Genomic DNA, 14,589 nt, shown 5'->3' on the forward strand with positions numbered 1-14,589 from the left:
GGCTTACTTGTAGACGAAGCCCATGACGATGCCGATGAGGGCGAGCGCCTCACAGAAGGCGAAACCCATGATCTGGTTGGTACGGATCAGGCCGGCCGCTTCGGGCTGACGGGCGAGGGCCTGGGTGCCGTTACCGAAGATGATGCCGACGCCGACGCCGGGGCCGATCGCGGCGAGGCCGTAGCCGATTGCCGCGACGTTGCCAGAGACAGCGTCTGCGGCGGCGATGTTGACCATTTCGAGAGCAGCGGACATGCCGTTACTTCCTTCTCTTTCACGGACCGGTGGGGGTTGGCCACCGACGTCTGTTGGTTCTGGTGGGCGGGGCTGGCTCAGTGACTCTTGGCGAGCGCGCCCTGGATGTAGCTGGAGGCCAGGAGCACGAAGACGTACGCCTGGACAGCCTGGATGAAGAGCTCAAAGAGGGTCATGGTGATGACCATCACGAACGAGGCGCCGGCGTAGACAAAGCCGAGCCCGTTCATCAGGTACCAGGTGGCCAGCGAGAACATCACGATCAGCAGGTGGCCGGCGAACATGTTCGCGAACAGCCGGACTGCGTGGGTGAAGGGCCGGATCAGCAGGTTCGAGAAGAACTCGATCACCACGACGAGCGGCAGGACCCAGCCGAGCGACTTGTCGTAGCCGGTGATGTTCTTCCAGCCGCCGACGAAGCCGTGCTTCTTGAAGGTCAGGCTGACCCACAGGACGTACACGATCAGCGCCAGGGCAGCCGGGAAGGCGATCAGCGAAGTTACCGGGAACTGGGCGAGCGGGATGATCGACCAGACGTTCAGGATCCAGACGAAGAAGAAGAGCGACACCATCAAGGGGACGTACTTCTCACCGTCCTTCTTGCCGATGATCTCGTAGACGATCCCACGGCGGACGAAGTCGTAGCCAGCCTCACCGATCATCTGAATCTTGCCCGGCACCAGCTTCGGCTTGTTGAAGGCCGCCCAGAAGAATCCGACAATCACGACGGTGCCGAGGAAGGCGAGCAGCATCGGCTTCGTGAAGTCGAAACCGGCAACCGTTGCGATCGGCTCATACATGAACGTATGAAGCCCCGGAGCCGGGAACGCACAGCCGGAGAAGATATGGCAGTTCGGGTCGAAGGCGAGCATCTGTGGGTCAGCACTCACCGCGGACTCCTTCAGCGTGGCGCATAGGTACGGCAACCTCGTTGTGTCGGCGCGGCGAGGAGCCGCGGTTCGGCACTGGACTGGTGTAACGGATGTGGGGGCGGCTCTCAGACATGGAGCCTCGCGATGGAACAGGCGTCAGCTCGGATGCCCGCGCCCGCAGTGCCGCAGTTGGCACCGGACGATAGCAGGGTCTCGAACGACTACTTATCCCGGCCCTACCCCTCACGACGAGGACTCCGACTTCTTGCCCTGATGAGCGGCGGAGGAGTCCGGTTCGACATACAGGATCTTGGCCTTGAGATAGCCGCGAGCCTGAGCCGCGATCCACACAACCGTCGTGGCGACCAGCGAAATGCCGAAGGCCTTGGGATTAAAGAAAGTGGTGTCCTGCAACACCGCCATGAGGACGAAGATCAGCAGCAGTTGGGTTGTGTAGAGCAAAAGCCCCATGGCCTGAAACAGCTGCGGATACGACTTCGCCGTTCGCTGAAGAACGACCAGCCCGACTCCCATGAACAGGACGGCCACCAGGGTGCCGACGAACGCGCCGAGCGCTCCCTTGCCACCGGAGACCACGGCACTGATGGCAACGGCGACCGCGCCGGCGACAGTGGCGGGCACGGCGGCTTGGAGGAGAGTCCGGGCGTCGTTGGACGGCATGGCGGCAGCTCCGCTTACTCATGGGGGGCAGGTAGGTGTCGTCATGGACGAGCGTAGGCCCGGGCCGAGGTCTTACCTCTGGCCAATAGACCGTCGTACTACGGTCTTTCGGCTCTGCCTCCGGGTCTCGTGAACGGTATCACAAACTATTTGATGAGGTCTTTACCAAGTAAGTGTGCTGACTGTCACACATGAGAGTGACCCCGCCCGTGTGTGCAGGACAGACTGACTCTTTGTCTGGTATTGACACTTGGTGCGGCAAATCGTCAACGCGATGTCTTGGTTCCCGGCCGGTGAGGGAACCGAGATCGGTGCCCGATCGCGGTCGCCCCGTTGACGCCCGCTGGCACCGGCACCCCCTCGGGGCCCTCGGCTTCCGCCTCTTCACCGGCCTCCACCGTCTCCCCGGCCTCCTTCGCCTCCCCCGCCTCCTGGACGCTCTGGGGCGAGGAGGCATCGGATGCCACCGTGCCGAGTGCCGTACGCCGCCTGCGGTAGCGCGGCGGCAGGAATGCCTCCGCCCAGCGCGGGGCGCGCGGCGTGAACCGCGGCAGGAGCAGCAGCACCAGGCCGACCGCGCTCAGCACGACGATGGCCAGGACGATCCACATGCTCGCCGAGTGCACCGAGTAGGCGACCGCGCCGAAGGCGATCAGGGCCGACCAGAAGTACATGATCAGCACCGCCCTGCTGTGCGAGTGGCCGATCTCAAGCAGCCGGTGATGCAGGTGCCCGCGGTCCGCGGCGAACGGCGACTGGCCCTGCCAGGTGCGCCGTACGACCGCGAGGAGCAGGTCGGCGATCGGGATGGCGGTGATCGTCAACGGCAGCAGCAGCGGGATGAAGACCGGCAGCATCGCGTGCGTGGCCTCGCGCGTACCGCCCGTGAACAGCTTGAGGGCGTCCGGGTCGACCTGGCCGGTGACCGAGATCGCACCCGCCGCCAGGACCAGGCCGATGAGCATCGACCCGGAGTCGCCCATGAAGATTCTCGCCGGATGCATGTTGTGTGGCAGGAAGCCCAGGCACATGCCCATCAGGATCGCGGCGAAGAGGGTGGCGGGCGCCGCCTCCTCGATGCCGTAGCCGTACCAGATCCGGTAGGCGTACATGAAGAACGCCGCGGAGGCGATGCAGACCATGCCGGCGGCCAGGCCGTCCAGGCCGTCCACGAAGTTGACCGCGTTGATGGTGATGAGCACCAGCGCCACGGTCAGCAGGTTGCCCTGCCAGGCGGTCACCGAGACCTGGCCGACGCCGGGGATCGGCAGCCACAGGATCGTCAGACCCTGCGCGACCATCACGCCCGCGGCGATGAACTGACCGCCCAGCTTGATCAGCGCGTCCAGTTCGAACTTGTCGTCGAGGACGCCGATGATCCAGATCACCGCGGCGCCCGACAGCAGGGCCCGCGGCTCGTTCGACAGCTCGAAGACGCTGTTCAGGTTCTGGAGGTTGTCCGCGACTAGCAGACCCGCGCACAGACCGCCGAACATGGCGATGCCACCGAGCCGCGGTGTCGGTTCCCGGTGTACGTCACGGGCACGGATCTCCGGCATCGCGCCAATCGCGATGGCGAACTTCCGCACCGGCCCGGTCAGCAGATAGGTCACTGCCGCCGTGACACAAAGCGTCAGCAGATATTCACGCACGGGCTGCCCCACAGATATCGCCGGCCGTCTCAGCCCCACACACTAGCTTCGACACCACATGCTCCAGGACATTCGATTGCCCGTTGATGGTTGCACGACGTAGGACTACGGAGGATATGGCGGAAATCGTCCAGCCAGTTCCTGTACGTCCGCCAGAACTCCACGCTCTTCTCGCAGGGCCCGCGCGAAGAGAACGGCGATACGCGCCATCTCGACCTCGCTCATTCCCTGCGTGGTGACGGCCGCCGTACCCAGTCGAATGCCTCGTTCGTCGCCGTAGGGAAGCGCGCAGGTGTCGAGGACAAGACCGGCCGCTGCCAGCCGGCCGCGGGCCGTGCGGCCCTCGACGCCCAGCGGGGATGTGTCCATGGTGATGAGGTGGGTGTCCGTGCCGCCGGTGGTGATCACGAAGCCCTCGGCCGCCAGGCCGTCGGCGAGCACCCGCGCGTTGGCGACCACTTGATGCACGTACGTCGTGAAGGCCGGCGCCGCCGCTTCGCCGAAGGCGACGGCCTTCGCGGCGATCGTGTGCATCTGGGCGCCGCCCTGGGTGAAGGGGAAGACCGCCCGGTCGACGCGCTCGGCGAACTCCTCGCCGCACAGGATCATGCCGCCGCGCGGGCCGCGCAGCACCTTGTGCGTGGTGGCGCACACGACGTCGGCGTACGGCACCGGGCTCGGCGCGGCTCCCCCGGCGACCAGGCCGATCGGGTGCGCCGCGTCGGCGATCAGATACGCGCCCACCTCGTCGGCGATGTCGCGGAAGCGCGGGTAGTCCGGGTGGCGGGGGTAGGCGATGGAGCCCGCCACGATCGCCCTGGGACGGTGCGCGTGGGCGAGGAGGCGCACCTGCTCGTAGTCGATCAGGCCGGATTCGGCCTCGACGCCGTAGCCGATGAACTCGAACCAGCGACCGGAGAAATTGGCCGGGGAACCGTGCGTCAGATGTCCCCCGTACTGGAGCCCCATGGCCAGCACCGTGTCACCGGGCCGCAGCAGCGCCGCGTACGCGGCGAGGACCGCCGAGGAGCCGGAGTGCGGCTGCACATTGGCGTGCTCGGCGCCGAAGAGACCGGCGGCGCGGTCGGTGGCGAGGCGCTCGGCCACGTCGACCAGCTCGCAGCCGCCGTGGTGGCGGGCGCCGGGATAGCCCTCGGCGTACTTGTTGGCGAGGACGGAGCCAAGGGCGGCGAGGACCGCGGGCGAGGTGAAGTTCTCCGCGGCGATCAGCTGCAGTCCGGTGGCCTCGCGACGCAGTTCGCCGAGGATGACATCGGCGATCTCCGGGTCCTGGCGGCGCAGCGCGTCGAAGCCGGGCCCGTGGGCGATGTGCGGCGGCTGGACGGGTGCGGTGGTGACCGGCATATCGGGCTCCGGGCCTGGCTGAGGGGGCACTGGGCGTCGAACCTGGGCGTCGAAACCAATGTAGGCCCACAGCGCTCGCACCGCCCGGCGCACGCGGTGCCCCGCCGGTCCCGGCTGTGGAACCGGCCGGTGTCAGGTGCGGGCCGGGATCCCCGTGATGGCGGTGACCACCGGGTCGAGGGCCGTGTTGATCTCGTCACCGATGGAGCGGAAAAAGGTGATGGGGGCGCCGTACGGGTCGTACACCTCGTCGGCCTCCACGCTGGGTGCGAGCAGCCAGCCGCGCAGCGCCGCGGCCGCGCGCACCAGGGCGCGCGCACGCGCGACGACGCCGTCCTCGATCGGGTCGGGCAGCGTCGCGGGGTCTATGGCCCGTACCAGCCGGGTGAACTCCTTGAGCGTGAAGGTGCGCAGGCCCGCGGAGTGGCCCATGGAGATGACCTGGGAGCGGTGGTCGCGGGTGGCGGTGAGGACGAGGTCGGCGCGGATGACGTGCTCGTCGAGCAGCTCCCGGCCGATGAAGCCGGTCGCGTCCGCGCCGAAGTCGGCGAGGACGGCCGCCGCGTTGGCCTCCATGGGGGCGCCCTCGTGGCCCCAGGTGCCCGCGCTCTCCACCAGGAGCCCGTCGCACAGGCGCGCGCCCAGGCGGTCGCTGAGGGCATGGCGGGTCAGCCGCTCGGTGATCGGTGAGCGGCAGACGTTGCCGGTGCTGACGTGGAGGATACGGAAGGTGTCGCTCGCGGTGCCTTCGGCTATGCCACGCCCGTCAAGGGCGGTCAATTGGCCACCTCAAGGTCGGGTACAACCTTGCGCAGCTCCTCGGCGTCGAGCGCGCCCGCCCGCAGCAGGATCGGGACCTTTCCCGAGACGTCGACGATCGACGACGGGACGATGCCGGGGGTACGGCCGCCGTCGAGGTACACGGAGACGGCGTCGCCGAGCATCTCCTGCGCGGCGTCGCAGTCCTCGGGGACGGGGTGGCCCGTGAGGTTGGCGCTGGAGACGGCCATCGGGCCGACCTCGGTGAGGAGCTCGATGGCGACGGGGTGCAGCGGCATGCGGACGGCGACGGTGCCGCGCGTCTCGCCCAGGTCCCACTGGAGGGACGGCTGGTGGCGGGCGACCAGGGTCAGGGCGCCGGGCCAGAAGGCGTCGACGAGCTCCCAGGCCTGCTCGGAGAAGTCCGTGACGAGGCCGTGCAGGGTGTTCGGGGAGCCGATGAGGACGGGCGTGGGCATGTTCCGGCCGCGGCCCTTGGCCTCCAGGAGGTCACCGACGCCCTCGGAGCTGAAGGCGTCGGCCCCGATGCCGTAGACGGTGTCGGTCGGCAGCACGACCAGCTCGCCACGACGGACCGCGGCCGCGGCTTCGCGCAGCCCGGTCTTGCGGTCGGTCGCGTCGTTGCAGTCGTATCGCCGTGCCATTTAACGGGCCTCCTCGTACGGGAACTGGTCTGGGTCGCCGTCGGTCACGGCATGGCCTTGCGCGCCGTCGCGAAGCGAGGCCGGTTGTTGAGGTCGGGGTGGTCGGCCGCGTCGGCCCAGCCACGCTCCTCGGTGAAGATCCACGGGACCTGGCCGCCCTGGGTGTCGGCGTGCTCGATGACGACGACACCGCCGGGCCGCAGCAGGCGGTGGGCGGTGCGCTCGATGGAGCGGATCAGGTCGAGGCCGTCCTCGCCGGAGAACAGGGCCATCTCCGGGTCGTGGTCACGGGCCTCGGGGGCGACGTACTCCCACTCGGTGAGCGGGATGTACGGCGGGTTGGAGACCACCAGGTCGACCTGGCCGTCGAGCTCGGGCAGGGCCGTCCTGGCGTCGCCCTGGTGGACGGTGACCCTGGACCCCTCGGCGTTCTTACGGGTCCACTTCAGGGCGTCGTCGGACAGCTCCACGCCGTGCACGCGCGAGCGCGGCACCTCCTGGGCCATGGCGAGCGCGATGGCGCCCGAGCCGGTGCACAGGTCGACGATCAGCGGCTCGACGACGTCCATGGCCCGTACGGCGTCTATGGCCCAGCCGACGACCGACTCGGTCTCCGGCCGGGGCACGAAGACGCCGGGTCCCACCTGGAGCTCCAGGTAGCGGAAGAAGGCGCGTCCGGTGATGTGCTGCAACGGCTCGCGGGCCTCGCGGCGCGCGACCGTCTCCCAGTAGCGGGCGTCGAATTCGGTGTCCGGGACGTTGTGCAGCTCCCCCCGCTTGACGCCGTGCACGTACGCCGCGAGTTCCTCCGCGTCGAACCGCGGTGAGGGCACGCCGGCGTCGGCCAGCCGCTGGGTGGCCTGGGCCACCTCGGCGAGCAGCAGATTCATCGCGGTCCTCCGGCTTGCAGGGGGTCTGACCTAGCGGGTCAAGAGGTCACTGGGCGGCCGCGAGCTTGGCGGCGGAGTCGGCGTCGACGCAGGCCTGGATCATGGCGTCCAGGTCCCCGTCGAGGACCTGGTCCAAGTTGTACGCCTTGAAGCCGACTCGGTGGTCCGAGATCCGGTTTTCCGGGAAGTTGTACGTCCGGATCTTCTCGGAGCGGTCGACCGTACGGACCTGGCTGCGACGTACGTCCGAGGCTTCCTGCTCGGCGGCCTCCTGGGCCGCGGCGAGCAGCCGCGAGCGCAGGATGCGCATGGCCTGCTCCTTGTTCTGGAGCTGGCTCTTCTCGTTCTGGCAGGAGGCCACGACACCGGTCGGCAGGTGCGTGATGCGCACCGCGGAGTCGGTGGTGTTGACGGACTGGCCGCCGGGGCCCGACGAGCGGTAGACGTCGATGCGCAGGTCGTTGGCGACGACCTCGACCTCGACCTCCTCGGCCTCGGGCGTGACGAGCACACCGGCGGCCGAGGTGTGGATGCGGCCCTGCGACTCGGTGGAGGGCACACGCTGCACGCGGTGCACGCCGCCCTCGTACTTCAGTCGCGCCCAGACACCCTGGCCGGGCTCGGTCGCGCCGTTGCCGCCCTTGGTCTTCACCGCGACCTGGACGTCCTTGTAGCCGCCCAGCTCGGACTCGGTGGCGTCGATGATCTCGGTCTTCCAGCCGACGCGCTCCGCGTACCGCAGGTACATGCGCAGCAGGTCGCCGGCGAACAGGGCCGACTCGTCGCCGCCCGCGCCCGCCTTGACCTCAAGGATGACGTCCTTGTCGTCGCTGGGGTCGCGCGGCACCAGGAGCAGCCGGAGCTTCTCGGTGAGCTCGACGCGCTGCTTCTCCAGCTCCTTCGCCTCGGCGGCGAAGTCGGGGTCGCTGGCGGCGAACTCGCGGGCCGTCACGATGTCCTCACCGGTCTGCTTCCAGGCCAGGTACGTGCGGATGATCGGGGTCAGCTCGGCGTAGCGCTTGCCCAGCTTGCGCGCGTTCGCCTGGTCGCCATGGACCGAGGGATCGGCCAGCTTCTTCTCAAGATCGGCGTGCTCGCCGATCAGATCCTCGACCGCCTCGAACATCTTCGGGCTCCTGGGTTGCGTGTAAACGGGAAGAGCAGCCTGCGCGTCTGGGTGCCGTGACATATATGTGTGTCACGACAAAGCGCCGGTCCTCCCCCGCCCCGTAGGAGCGGCTGAGGACCGGCGCAGTGGCTCGCTACTTCGCGGCGGCGGTTGCCTTGCCGAAGCGGGCCTCGAAGCGGGCCACACGGCCACCGGTGTCGAGGATCTTCTGCTTACCCGTGTAGAACGGGTGGCACTCGGAGCAGACCTCGGCGCGGACGGTGCCGCTGGAGATCGTGCTGTGGGTGGTGAACGACGCGCCACAGGTACAGCTGACCTGGGTCTCGACGTACTCGGGGTGGATGTCGCGCTTCAAGGTGACTCCTAGTTTCGGGAGGGCTCCGGGTCGCACGCGCGGATTGCGCGCACGTGAACCGGGACCGACGTACCAGTCTGCCAGCACTGGCCGTATCTCCCAAAACGGGAGAAGGCCCGGATGTATTCCTGATCCGTCCCGGCACCCGGCGGAGCGCCCACTAGGAGCTCTCGACGACCTTGCCGGCGTCGCCCTTGTCGCCCGCGGAGTCCTTGGTCGCGGAGGCCGGGATCGGCTTGTCCAGCCGCAGCGCGTCCCAGACCTGGCGGGAGTCGCGCTCCAGCGGGATGACACGGTTGAGGTCGGCCGGGTCGTACTGGACGGGCAGCGTGACCATCTTCATGTCGCCCGCGCCGATGCCCTTGAGGCCGTTCGCGAAGGTCACCAGCTCATTGACCGAGGACAGCTCGGAGTCGGTGGTGACCGTCTTGGTGGCGGTGTTCGCGAGGTCGTAGAGCTTCTTGGGGTTGGTGAAGACCCCGACGTCCTTGACCTGGTTGATCAGCGCCTTGATGAAGGCTTGCTGGAGCTGGATACGGCCCAGGTCACTGCCGTCGCCGACGCTCTTGCGGGTCCGCACCAGGCCGAGGGACTGCTCGCCGGTGAGGGTGTGCGTGCCGGGCTTGAGGTCCAGGTGGCTCTTGTTGTCGTTGATGGCCTGCTTGGTGGTGATCTCCACCCCGCCCAGGTCGTCGATGAGCGTCTTGAAGCCGCTGAAGTCGACCTCGATGTAGTGGTCCATGCGGATGCCGGACATCTTCTCGACGGTCTTGACTGCGCAGGCCGGGCCGCCGACCTCGTACGCCGTGTTGAACATCTGGCGCTGCCCGCCGGGGTCCTTCTGGCCGCCCTCGGAGGTGCACTCGGGGCGGCTGACCATGGTGTCGCGCGGGATCGAGACGACGCTGGCCTTCTTGTGGCCCTCGTATACGTGGACGATCATCGCGGTGTCCGAGCGGGCGCCGCCCTCGTCCTTGCCGTACTTGGCGTTGTCGCCGGTGCGGGAGTCGGAGCCGAGCACCAGGATGTCCTGCGAGCCGTTGTCGACGTTCGTAGGCCGGTCGGTGCCGAGCTGGGAGTTGATGTCGACGCTCTTCAGGTTTCCGTTGAGCTTGAAGTAGACGTAACCGAGCCCCGTGCCGCCCAGCACCACCACGGCCGCCGCGGCCCACGCGGTGATCCTGAGTGCCTTGGCGCGCTTTTCGGGTTCTCTCCGGCGTTTGCCGGTCCCCCGTATTCGCCCGGTCCTGCCTTGCTCCGTCATACGTTCCCCAGCCCCTCGTCGGTTCCCAGTACCCCCTGCCGTGGTGATCAGGCACGGTATGTCTGCTCTTGTCAGACGACGGATCACCGTGAAGGGTTGCACAACGCCCTGTGGCCCCTGCTGGGGGCAGGGGCCACAGGGCGTGGAGACGCAGGCTGGGCGAGGGGCCGTAGATCGGCTCTCACCTGGGTTTTCAGCCGAAGATGTTGTACTGCTGCCAGCCGGTGCCGATGGTGATCCGTGTGGCGAAGATCTCCGAGGAGGCCTTGCCGGTGCCCGGATAGAGGTAGAGCGTGCCACCGGGCGTACGGGCCAGGAGGTCGGCCCTGCCGTCGCCGGTGATGTCTCCCGCCGCGTCGAAGGCGTTGTAGCCGCCCCACGTGCGGACCAGGACGCGGCCGGAGAAGGCCGCGGCGCCCGCCTTGCCTGTGCCCTTGTAGAGGTACATCTTGCCGCCGCTGCCGCGGGCGATCAGGTCGGCCTTGCCGTCGCCGGTGAAGTCGCCGTGGCCGCGCAGCTGGCTGTACTGGCCCCAGCCGGTGCCGACCTTGGTACGGGCCGAGAAGGTGCCGTTGCCCTTGCCCGGGTAGATCCACAGGGTGCCGCCGGAGTCGACGGACAGCAGGTCGGGCAGGGCGTCGCCGGTGACGTCACCGGGGACGACGAGGTGCTTGCGGGAGCCCCAGCCGGAGGCGATCTTCGTGTTGGCCCAGGCCTCGTTGGACGGCACGTAGCGCGACCAGTAGACGTCGCCGCCGGTGGTCCGCACGATCATGTCCTCGAAGCCGTCCCGGTTCTGGTCGGTCTGGAGGATCACATTGGTGCCGCTGTAGTCGCCCCAGGACTCGCGGGCGCCGAACTTGGTGCCGTTGGAGGCGTAGTGGAACAGCTCGCCCGAGCTGCGGCGGGCGAAGATGTCGGCCCGGTGGTCACCGGTGAGATTGGTGTCGTCGACCCGCGGGACGACAGCGCCGGCGTACGAGCTGACCTTCGCATAAACGCTGTACGCGCCCTTCTCGACACAGTCCTCGATGCCCCACGAGACGACGCCGACGATCCTGCCGCCGACGACCAGCGGGCCGCCCGAGTCGCCGTTGCAGGCCGTTACCGTACCGGCGTCCTGCCCGGTGGCCGGCTTCCCCGCGCAGACCATGTGACCCTTGACGAATTCGTCGCCCAGGATCCAATCGGCGCACTTGGCATCGGAGTTGACCGGGACGGTCGCCTTGCGCAGCTTCGCCGAGATGTCGTTGTTGGCGGAGGTGGTGCGGCCCCAGCCGTAGACGGTGGCGTTGGTGCCCGGCTTGTACGACGCCGTGTCGTCCGACTTCGTGATCGCGATCGGCTTGGCCTTGACCGGCATCGGCAGGGTCAGCACCGCGATGTCGTTGTCGAGCGTGGCCGCGCTGTACGACGGGTGGTTCCACTGGCGCCAGACGCCGGACAGAGTCCCGCCGTGGCCCGCGTCGGTCGCCAGCTTCTCGGTGCCGGTGACGATGGTGCCCTTGTTCTTCCAGTCCTTGCCCTTGACGCAGTGCGCGGCGGTCAGGATCTTCGTCGGCGCGATGACGGCGCCGCCGCAGAAGAAGGAATTGTCGCCGTCCTCGTAGAAGAGCTGAGCCATCCACGGAGCCGACGCGATGGTGGTCGTCGTACCACCGATGATCTTCGGGTCGATCTTCGCGCCGGCCGAGAACCTGGCCGGCTTGGCCGGCTGCTCGGCCTTCTTGGCGGCCGACTGCAGGCGCGCTTCCAGTTCCGCCTGGGTGGGGGCGCTGACGCCCGGCTCAATCCCGGGGGTCGGCACGGGCGCGGCGGTGGCGCCGGCCGGGGCCATCAGCATCGCGCCCGCTATACCGGCGGCTATGAGCGCGGCGGCTGCGGGGACGGCGATGCGTACGCGGCGTCTGTGCTTCCCGCCCTGTTTGGCAGACAACACTCGGTCTCCTGTCAAAGGTCTGCGAATGCCCGGAGACAGGGAGGGACGAGCCGGTCGCGGACGACGGCGCAATGAGATCCCCCCCACCCGCGGCTGGTTGATCGTAAGACCGACTCGCGGGCCTCACCAGCCACTTGTGGGGAAAATGTGAACACGAATTGGCAACATCGTGTCCGGGCACGACAAAACCGCCCCGTCACTTCCGTGACGAGGCGGCTCAGTTGACGTCGTTCGACACCGCTCGGACTGACGCGGCTACGGCGAAATCAGTCGTTGCTGTTGCCCGGAGTCGTCTTCGCGATCTGCATCAGGAACTCGGCGTTCGACTTGGTCTGCTTCATTTTGTCGAGCAGCAGCTCGATCGCCTGCTGCGAGTCGAGTGCGTGGAGCACCCGGCGCAGCTTCCAAACGATCGCGAGCTCCTCCGAGTTGAGCAGGATCTCTTCCTTACGGGTGCTGGACGCGTCGACGTCCACCGCCGGGAAGATGCGCTTGTCCGAGAGCCTCCGGTCGAGCCTGAGCTCCATGTTGCCGGTGCCCTTGAACTCCTCGAAGATCACCTCGTCCATGCGCGAGCCGGTCTCGACGAGCGCGGTCGCCAGGATGGTCAGCGAGCCGCCGTCCTCGATGTTGCGCGCGGCACCGAAGAAGCGCTTCGGCGGGTAGAGCGCGGTGGAGTCGACACCACCGGACAGGATGCGGCCGGAGGCCGGGGCCGCCAGGTTGTACGCGCGGCCCAGGCGGGTGATCGAGTCCAGCAGGACCACGACGTCGTGGCCCAGCTCCACCAGCCGCTTGGCACGCTCGATGGCGAGCTCGGCGACGGTGGTGTGGTCTTCGGCGGGACGGTCGAAGGTCGAGGAGATGACCTCGCCCTTCACCGACCGCTGCATGTCGGTGACCTCTTCCGGACGCTCGTCGACCAGGACGACCATCAGGTGGCACTCGGGGCTGTTGACGGTGATCGCGTTGGCGATCGCCTGCATGATCATGGTCTTGCCGGTCTTCGGCGGGGCCACGATCAGACCGCGCTGGCCCTTGCCGATGGGCGCGACGAGGTCGATGATGCGGGTCGTCAGCACACCCGGGTCGGTCTCCAGGCGGAGCCGGTCCTGCGGGTAGAGCGGCGTCAGCTTCTGGAACTCGGGACGGCCGCGGCCGGAGTCGGCAGCCATACCGTTCGAGGAGTCGAGGCGGACCAGCGCGTTGAACTTCTCGCGGCGCTCGCCGTCCTTGGGCTGGCGGACCGCGCCGGTGACGTGGTCACCCTTGCGCAGGCCGTTCTTGCGGACCTGGGCCAGCGATACGTACACGTCGTTCGGGCCCGGCAGGTAGCCGGAGGTCCGGATGAACGCGTAGTTGTCGAGGATGTCCAGGATGCCCGCGACGGGGATCAGCACATCGTCGTCGGTGACCGGCGGTGCGTCGCTGCCGAACTCCTCGCGGCCACGACGGCCACGGCGGTCGCGGTAGCGGCCACGGCGGCCGCGGCGACCGTCACCGAACTCGTCGTCGTCCTGCGGCCCGTTGTTCTGGCCGCCCTGGCCCTGGCTGCTCTGCGCACCCTGGCCACCACCCTGAGCGCCCTGACCACCCTGGCTCTGGCCACCCTGGCCGCCCTGGCGCTGCTGGCGCTGGCCGCCCTGGTCGTCGCCCTTGCCACGGTCCTGGCGGTTGCCGCGATCCTGGCGGTCACCACGGTCCTGGCGGTTGCCGCGCTGGCGGTCACCGCGCTGGCCGCGCTCCTGGCGCTCGCCCCGGCGGCCGTCCGCGCCTTCCTGGGCCGACGCGGAAACCGCGGCCTCGGCCTTGCCGTCCTGCTGGGCCTCGGTCCTCGCCTCGGCCTGGGGCTCGGTCTTCGTGTCGATCTTCGTGTCGATCTTCGTCTCGGTCTTGGTGTCGGTCTTGGTGTCGGTCACAACAGTGCTCTCGGGGCTGCCCGCCTGCGCGGTGGCGCGGCGCCGACGGCGCTCACCGACCGGCTGGTCGTCGTTGGCCGGCTGGCCCGGAATGTCGATCTGCTGCTGGGCGACGGCCTTTTCGGCCGCGGGCGCCTCGGCCGTGGCCTCGGCGTCGTCCCCGGTACGTGCCTTGGACGTGGCGCGGCGCTTGGGCTTGGTCTCGGCGGCGGGGCCTGCCGTGTCGGCGCCCTTCGCCGCGGACGGGCTGCCGGCCTGCGTTTCCTTGATGACCTCGATCAGCTGGCTCTTGCGCATGCGCGCAGTGCCCTTGATGCCGAGGCCGGACGCGACCTGCTGCAGCTCGGCCAGGACCATGCCGTCGAGGCCGGTGCCGGAGCGGCGGCGGCGTGCGGCACTACCAGTGGCAGCACCTGCGGCGGGCGCGGCGTTGTCGACATTTTTGTCGGCAGTCACGCCCATCAGATCGGTGGTGTCGCTCACGAAGGGTCCTTCCCTGGAGCGGACGTCGGCCTGTCTGGCTCGGCGACCGGTTGTGCTGTCCGACTGCGGCCTTGGAGACCGTGCCGGGGCGGTGGTCCGCCGGGAAACGGCGGAGAGGAACGTGCGTGGGGTCCGGCTCGATGTCCCCTACTGCCCCTCCTGGGATGAGCCTGGGGTGTCGCGCCAGTTCCGGAGCGTGCTCAAAACTGCTCAGGCAGGCTGCTCAGGCAGTTGGGGAGGCTCCCGGAAGGGTGGTGGTCCCGAATGGGGGACGCAAAGCACCGCGCCACAAAGACGTCGGGTGCAGACTTGAGATTAACACTACCGGATCCAACAAACATTCCCCCTCTCCCTCACCGGC

General features: G+C 68.4%; 13 protein-coding genes. All 13 read right to left on the reverse strand.

All coding sequences use genetic code 11. From position 1 onward, the window contains the following. Positions 1 to 3: 3 nt before the first annotated feature. Entirely contained in the window at positions 4 to 255 is a 252-nt protein-coding gene (atpE, locus tag ABCR94_RS09715) for an ATP synthase F0 subunit C (RefSeq protein ID WP_347118799.1), read from the reverse strand. Between the two features lie 77 nt (positions 256 to 332). Continuing rightward, the gene (gene atpB, locus ABCR94_RS09720) at positions 333 to 1,145 is read right to left on the reverse strand and encodes a F0F1 ATP synthase subunit A (protein WP_347118800.1); all 813 of its coding nucleotides are present in this window, start codon (positions 1,143 to 1,145) and stop codon (positions 333 to 335) included. Positions 1,146 to 1,370: 225 nt separating this feature from the next. Then, positions 1,371 to 1,808 carry a Cg1360 family ATP-synthase-associated protein gene (locus tag ABCR94_RS09725; RefSeq protein WP_347118801.1) on the reverse strand — a complete coding sequence of 146 codons (438 nt, stop codon included), beginning with the start codon at positions 1,806 to 1,808 and terminating at the stop codon, positions 1,371 to 1,373. 266 nt (positions 1,809 to 2,074) lie between these two features. Further along, positions 2,075 to 3,460, reverse strand: a complete 1,386-nt coding sequence (locus tag ABCR94_RS09730; protein ID WP_347118802.1) for an MraY family glycosyltransferase — start codon at positions 3,458 to 3,460, stop codon at positions 2,075 to 2,077. A 105-nt stretch (positions 3,461 to 3,565) separates the two neighbouring features. After that, positions 3,566 to 4,825, reverse strand: a complete 1,260-nt coding sequence (gene glyA, locus ABCR94_RS09735; RefSeq protein WP_347118803.1) for a serine hydroxymethyltransferase — start codon at positions 4,823 to 4,825, stop codon at positions 3,566 to 3,568. A 132-nt stretch (positions 4,826 to 4,957) separates the two neighbouring features. After that, positions 4,958 to 5,605 (reverse strand): arsenate reductase/protein-tyrosine-phosphatase family protein, encoded by a 648-nt coding sequence (locus ABCR94_RS09740; RefSeq protein WP_347118804.1) that lies wholly within the window; start codon positions 5,603 to 5,605, stop codon positions 4,958 to 4,960. Beyond that, positions 5,602 to 6,249 carry an L-threonylcarbamoyladenylate synthase gene (locus ABCR94_RS09745; protein ID WP_347118805.1) on the reverse strand — a complete coding sequence of 216 codons (648 nt, stop codon included), beginning with the start codon at positions 6,247 to 6,249 and terminating at the stop codon, positions 5,602 to 5,604. Before ABCR94_RS09745 ends, ABCR94_RS09740 begins: the two co-directional genes overlap by 4 nt. 44 nt (positions 6,250 to 6,293) lie before the next feature. Beyond that, the gene (prmC, locus tag ABCR94_RS09750; protein WP_347118806.1) at positions 6,294 to 7,139 is read right to left on the reverse strand and encodes a peptide chain release factor N(5)-glutamine methyltransferase; all 846 of its coding nucleotides are present in this window, start codon (positions 7,137 to 7,139) and stop codon (positions 6,294 to 6,296) included. A 46-nt stretch (positions 7,140 to 7,185) separates the two neighbouring features. After that, on the reverse strand, positions 7,186 to 8,265 hold the full coding sequence (gene prfA / locus ABCR94_RS09755) for a peptide chain release factor 1 (protein ID WP_347118807.1): 1,080 nt from the start codon (positions 8,263 to 8,265) through the stop codon (positions 7,186 to 7,188). A 136-nt stretch (positions 8,266 to 8,401) separates the two neighbouring features. Beyond that, positions 8,402 to 8,623, reverse strand: coding sequence for a 50S ribosomal protein L31 (gene rpmE, locus ABCR94_RS09760; protein WP_347118808.1), 222 nt, complete (start codon positions 8,621 to 8,623; stop codon positions 8,402 to 8,404). A gap of 160 nt (positions 8,624 to 8,783) precedes the next feature. Beyond that, positions 8,784 to 9,887 carry an LCP family protein gene (locus ABCR94_RS09765; RefSeq protein WP_347118809.1) on the reverse strand — a complete coding sequence of 368 codons (1,104 nt, stop codon included), beginning with the start codon at positions 9,885 to 9,887 and terminating at the stop codon, positions 8,784 to 8,786. A gap of 193 nt (positions 9,888 to 10,080) precedes the next feature. Then, positions 10,081 to 11,730 (reverse strand): trypsin-like serine protease, encoded by a 1,650-nt coding sequence (locus ABCR94_RS09770; protein ID WP_521976736.1) that lies wholly within the window; start codon positions 11,728 to 11,730, stop codon positions 10,081 to 10,083. A 362-nt stretch (positions 11,731 to 12,092) separates the two neighbouring features. Further along, positions 12,093 to 14,228 carry a transcription termination factor Rho gene (gene rho / locus ABCR94_RS09775; RefSeq protein ID WP_347118811.1) on the reverse strand — a complete coding sequence of 712 codons (2,136 nt, stop codon included), beginning with the start codon at positions 14,226 to 14,228 and terminating at the stop codon, positions 12,093 to 12,095. Between the last annotated feature and the right edge of the window lie 361 nt (positions 14,229 to 14,589).

Origin of the sequence: Streptomyces changchenzhani, assembly GCF_039766235.1 — a bacterium.
GTDB lineage: Bacteria > Actinomycetota > Actinomycetes > Streptomycetales > Streptomycetaceae > Streptomyces.

Coding starts and splice junctions, on each gene's coding strand:
- prmC (WP_347118806.1), bottom strand. CDS start 7,139: ATGAATCTGCTGCTCGCCGAGGTGGCCCAGGCCACCCAGCGGCTGGCC.
- ABCR94_RS09765 (WP_347118809.1), bottom strand. CDS start 9,887: ATGACGGAGCAAGGCAGGACCGGGCGAATACGGGGGACCGGCAAACGC.
- glyA (WP_347118803.1), bottom strand. CDS start 4,825: ATGCCGGTCACCACCGCACCCGTCCAGCCGCCGCACATCGCCCACGGG.
- prfA (WP_347118807.1), bottom strand. CDS start 8,265: ATGTTCGAGGCGGTCGAGGATCTGATCGGCGAGCACGCCGATCTTGAG.
- ABCR94_RS09725 (WP_347118801.1), bottom strand. CDS start 1,808: ATGCCGTCCAACGACGCCCGGACTCTCCTCCAAGCCGCCGTGCCCGCC.
- ABCR94_RS09745 (WP_347118805.1), bottom strand. CDS start 6,249: ATGGCACGGCGATACGACTGCAACGACGCGACCGACCGCAAGACCGGG.
- ABCR94_RS09770 (WP_521976736.1), bottom strand. CDS start 11,730: ATGCTGATGGCCCCGGCCGGCGCCACCGCCGCGCCCGTGCCGACCCCC.
- atpE (WP_347118799.1), bottom strand. CDS start 255: ATGTCCGCTGCTCTCGAAATGGTCAACATCGCCGCCGCAGACGCTGTC.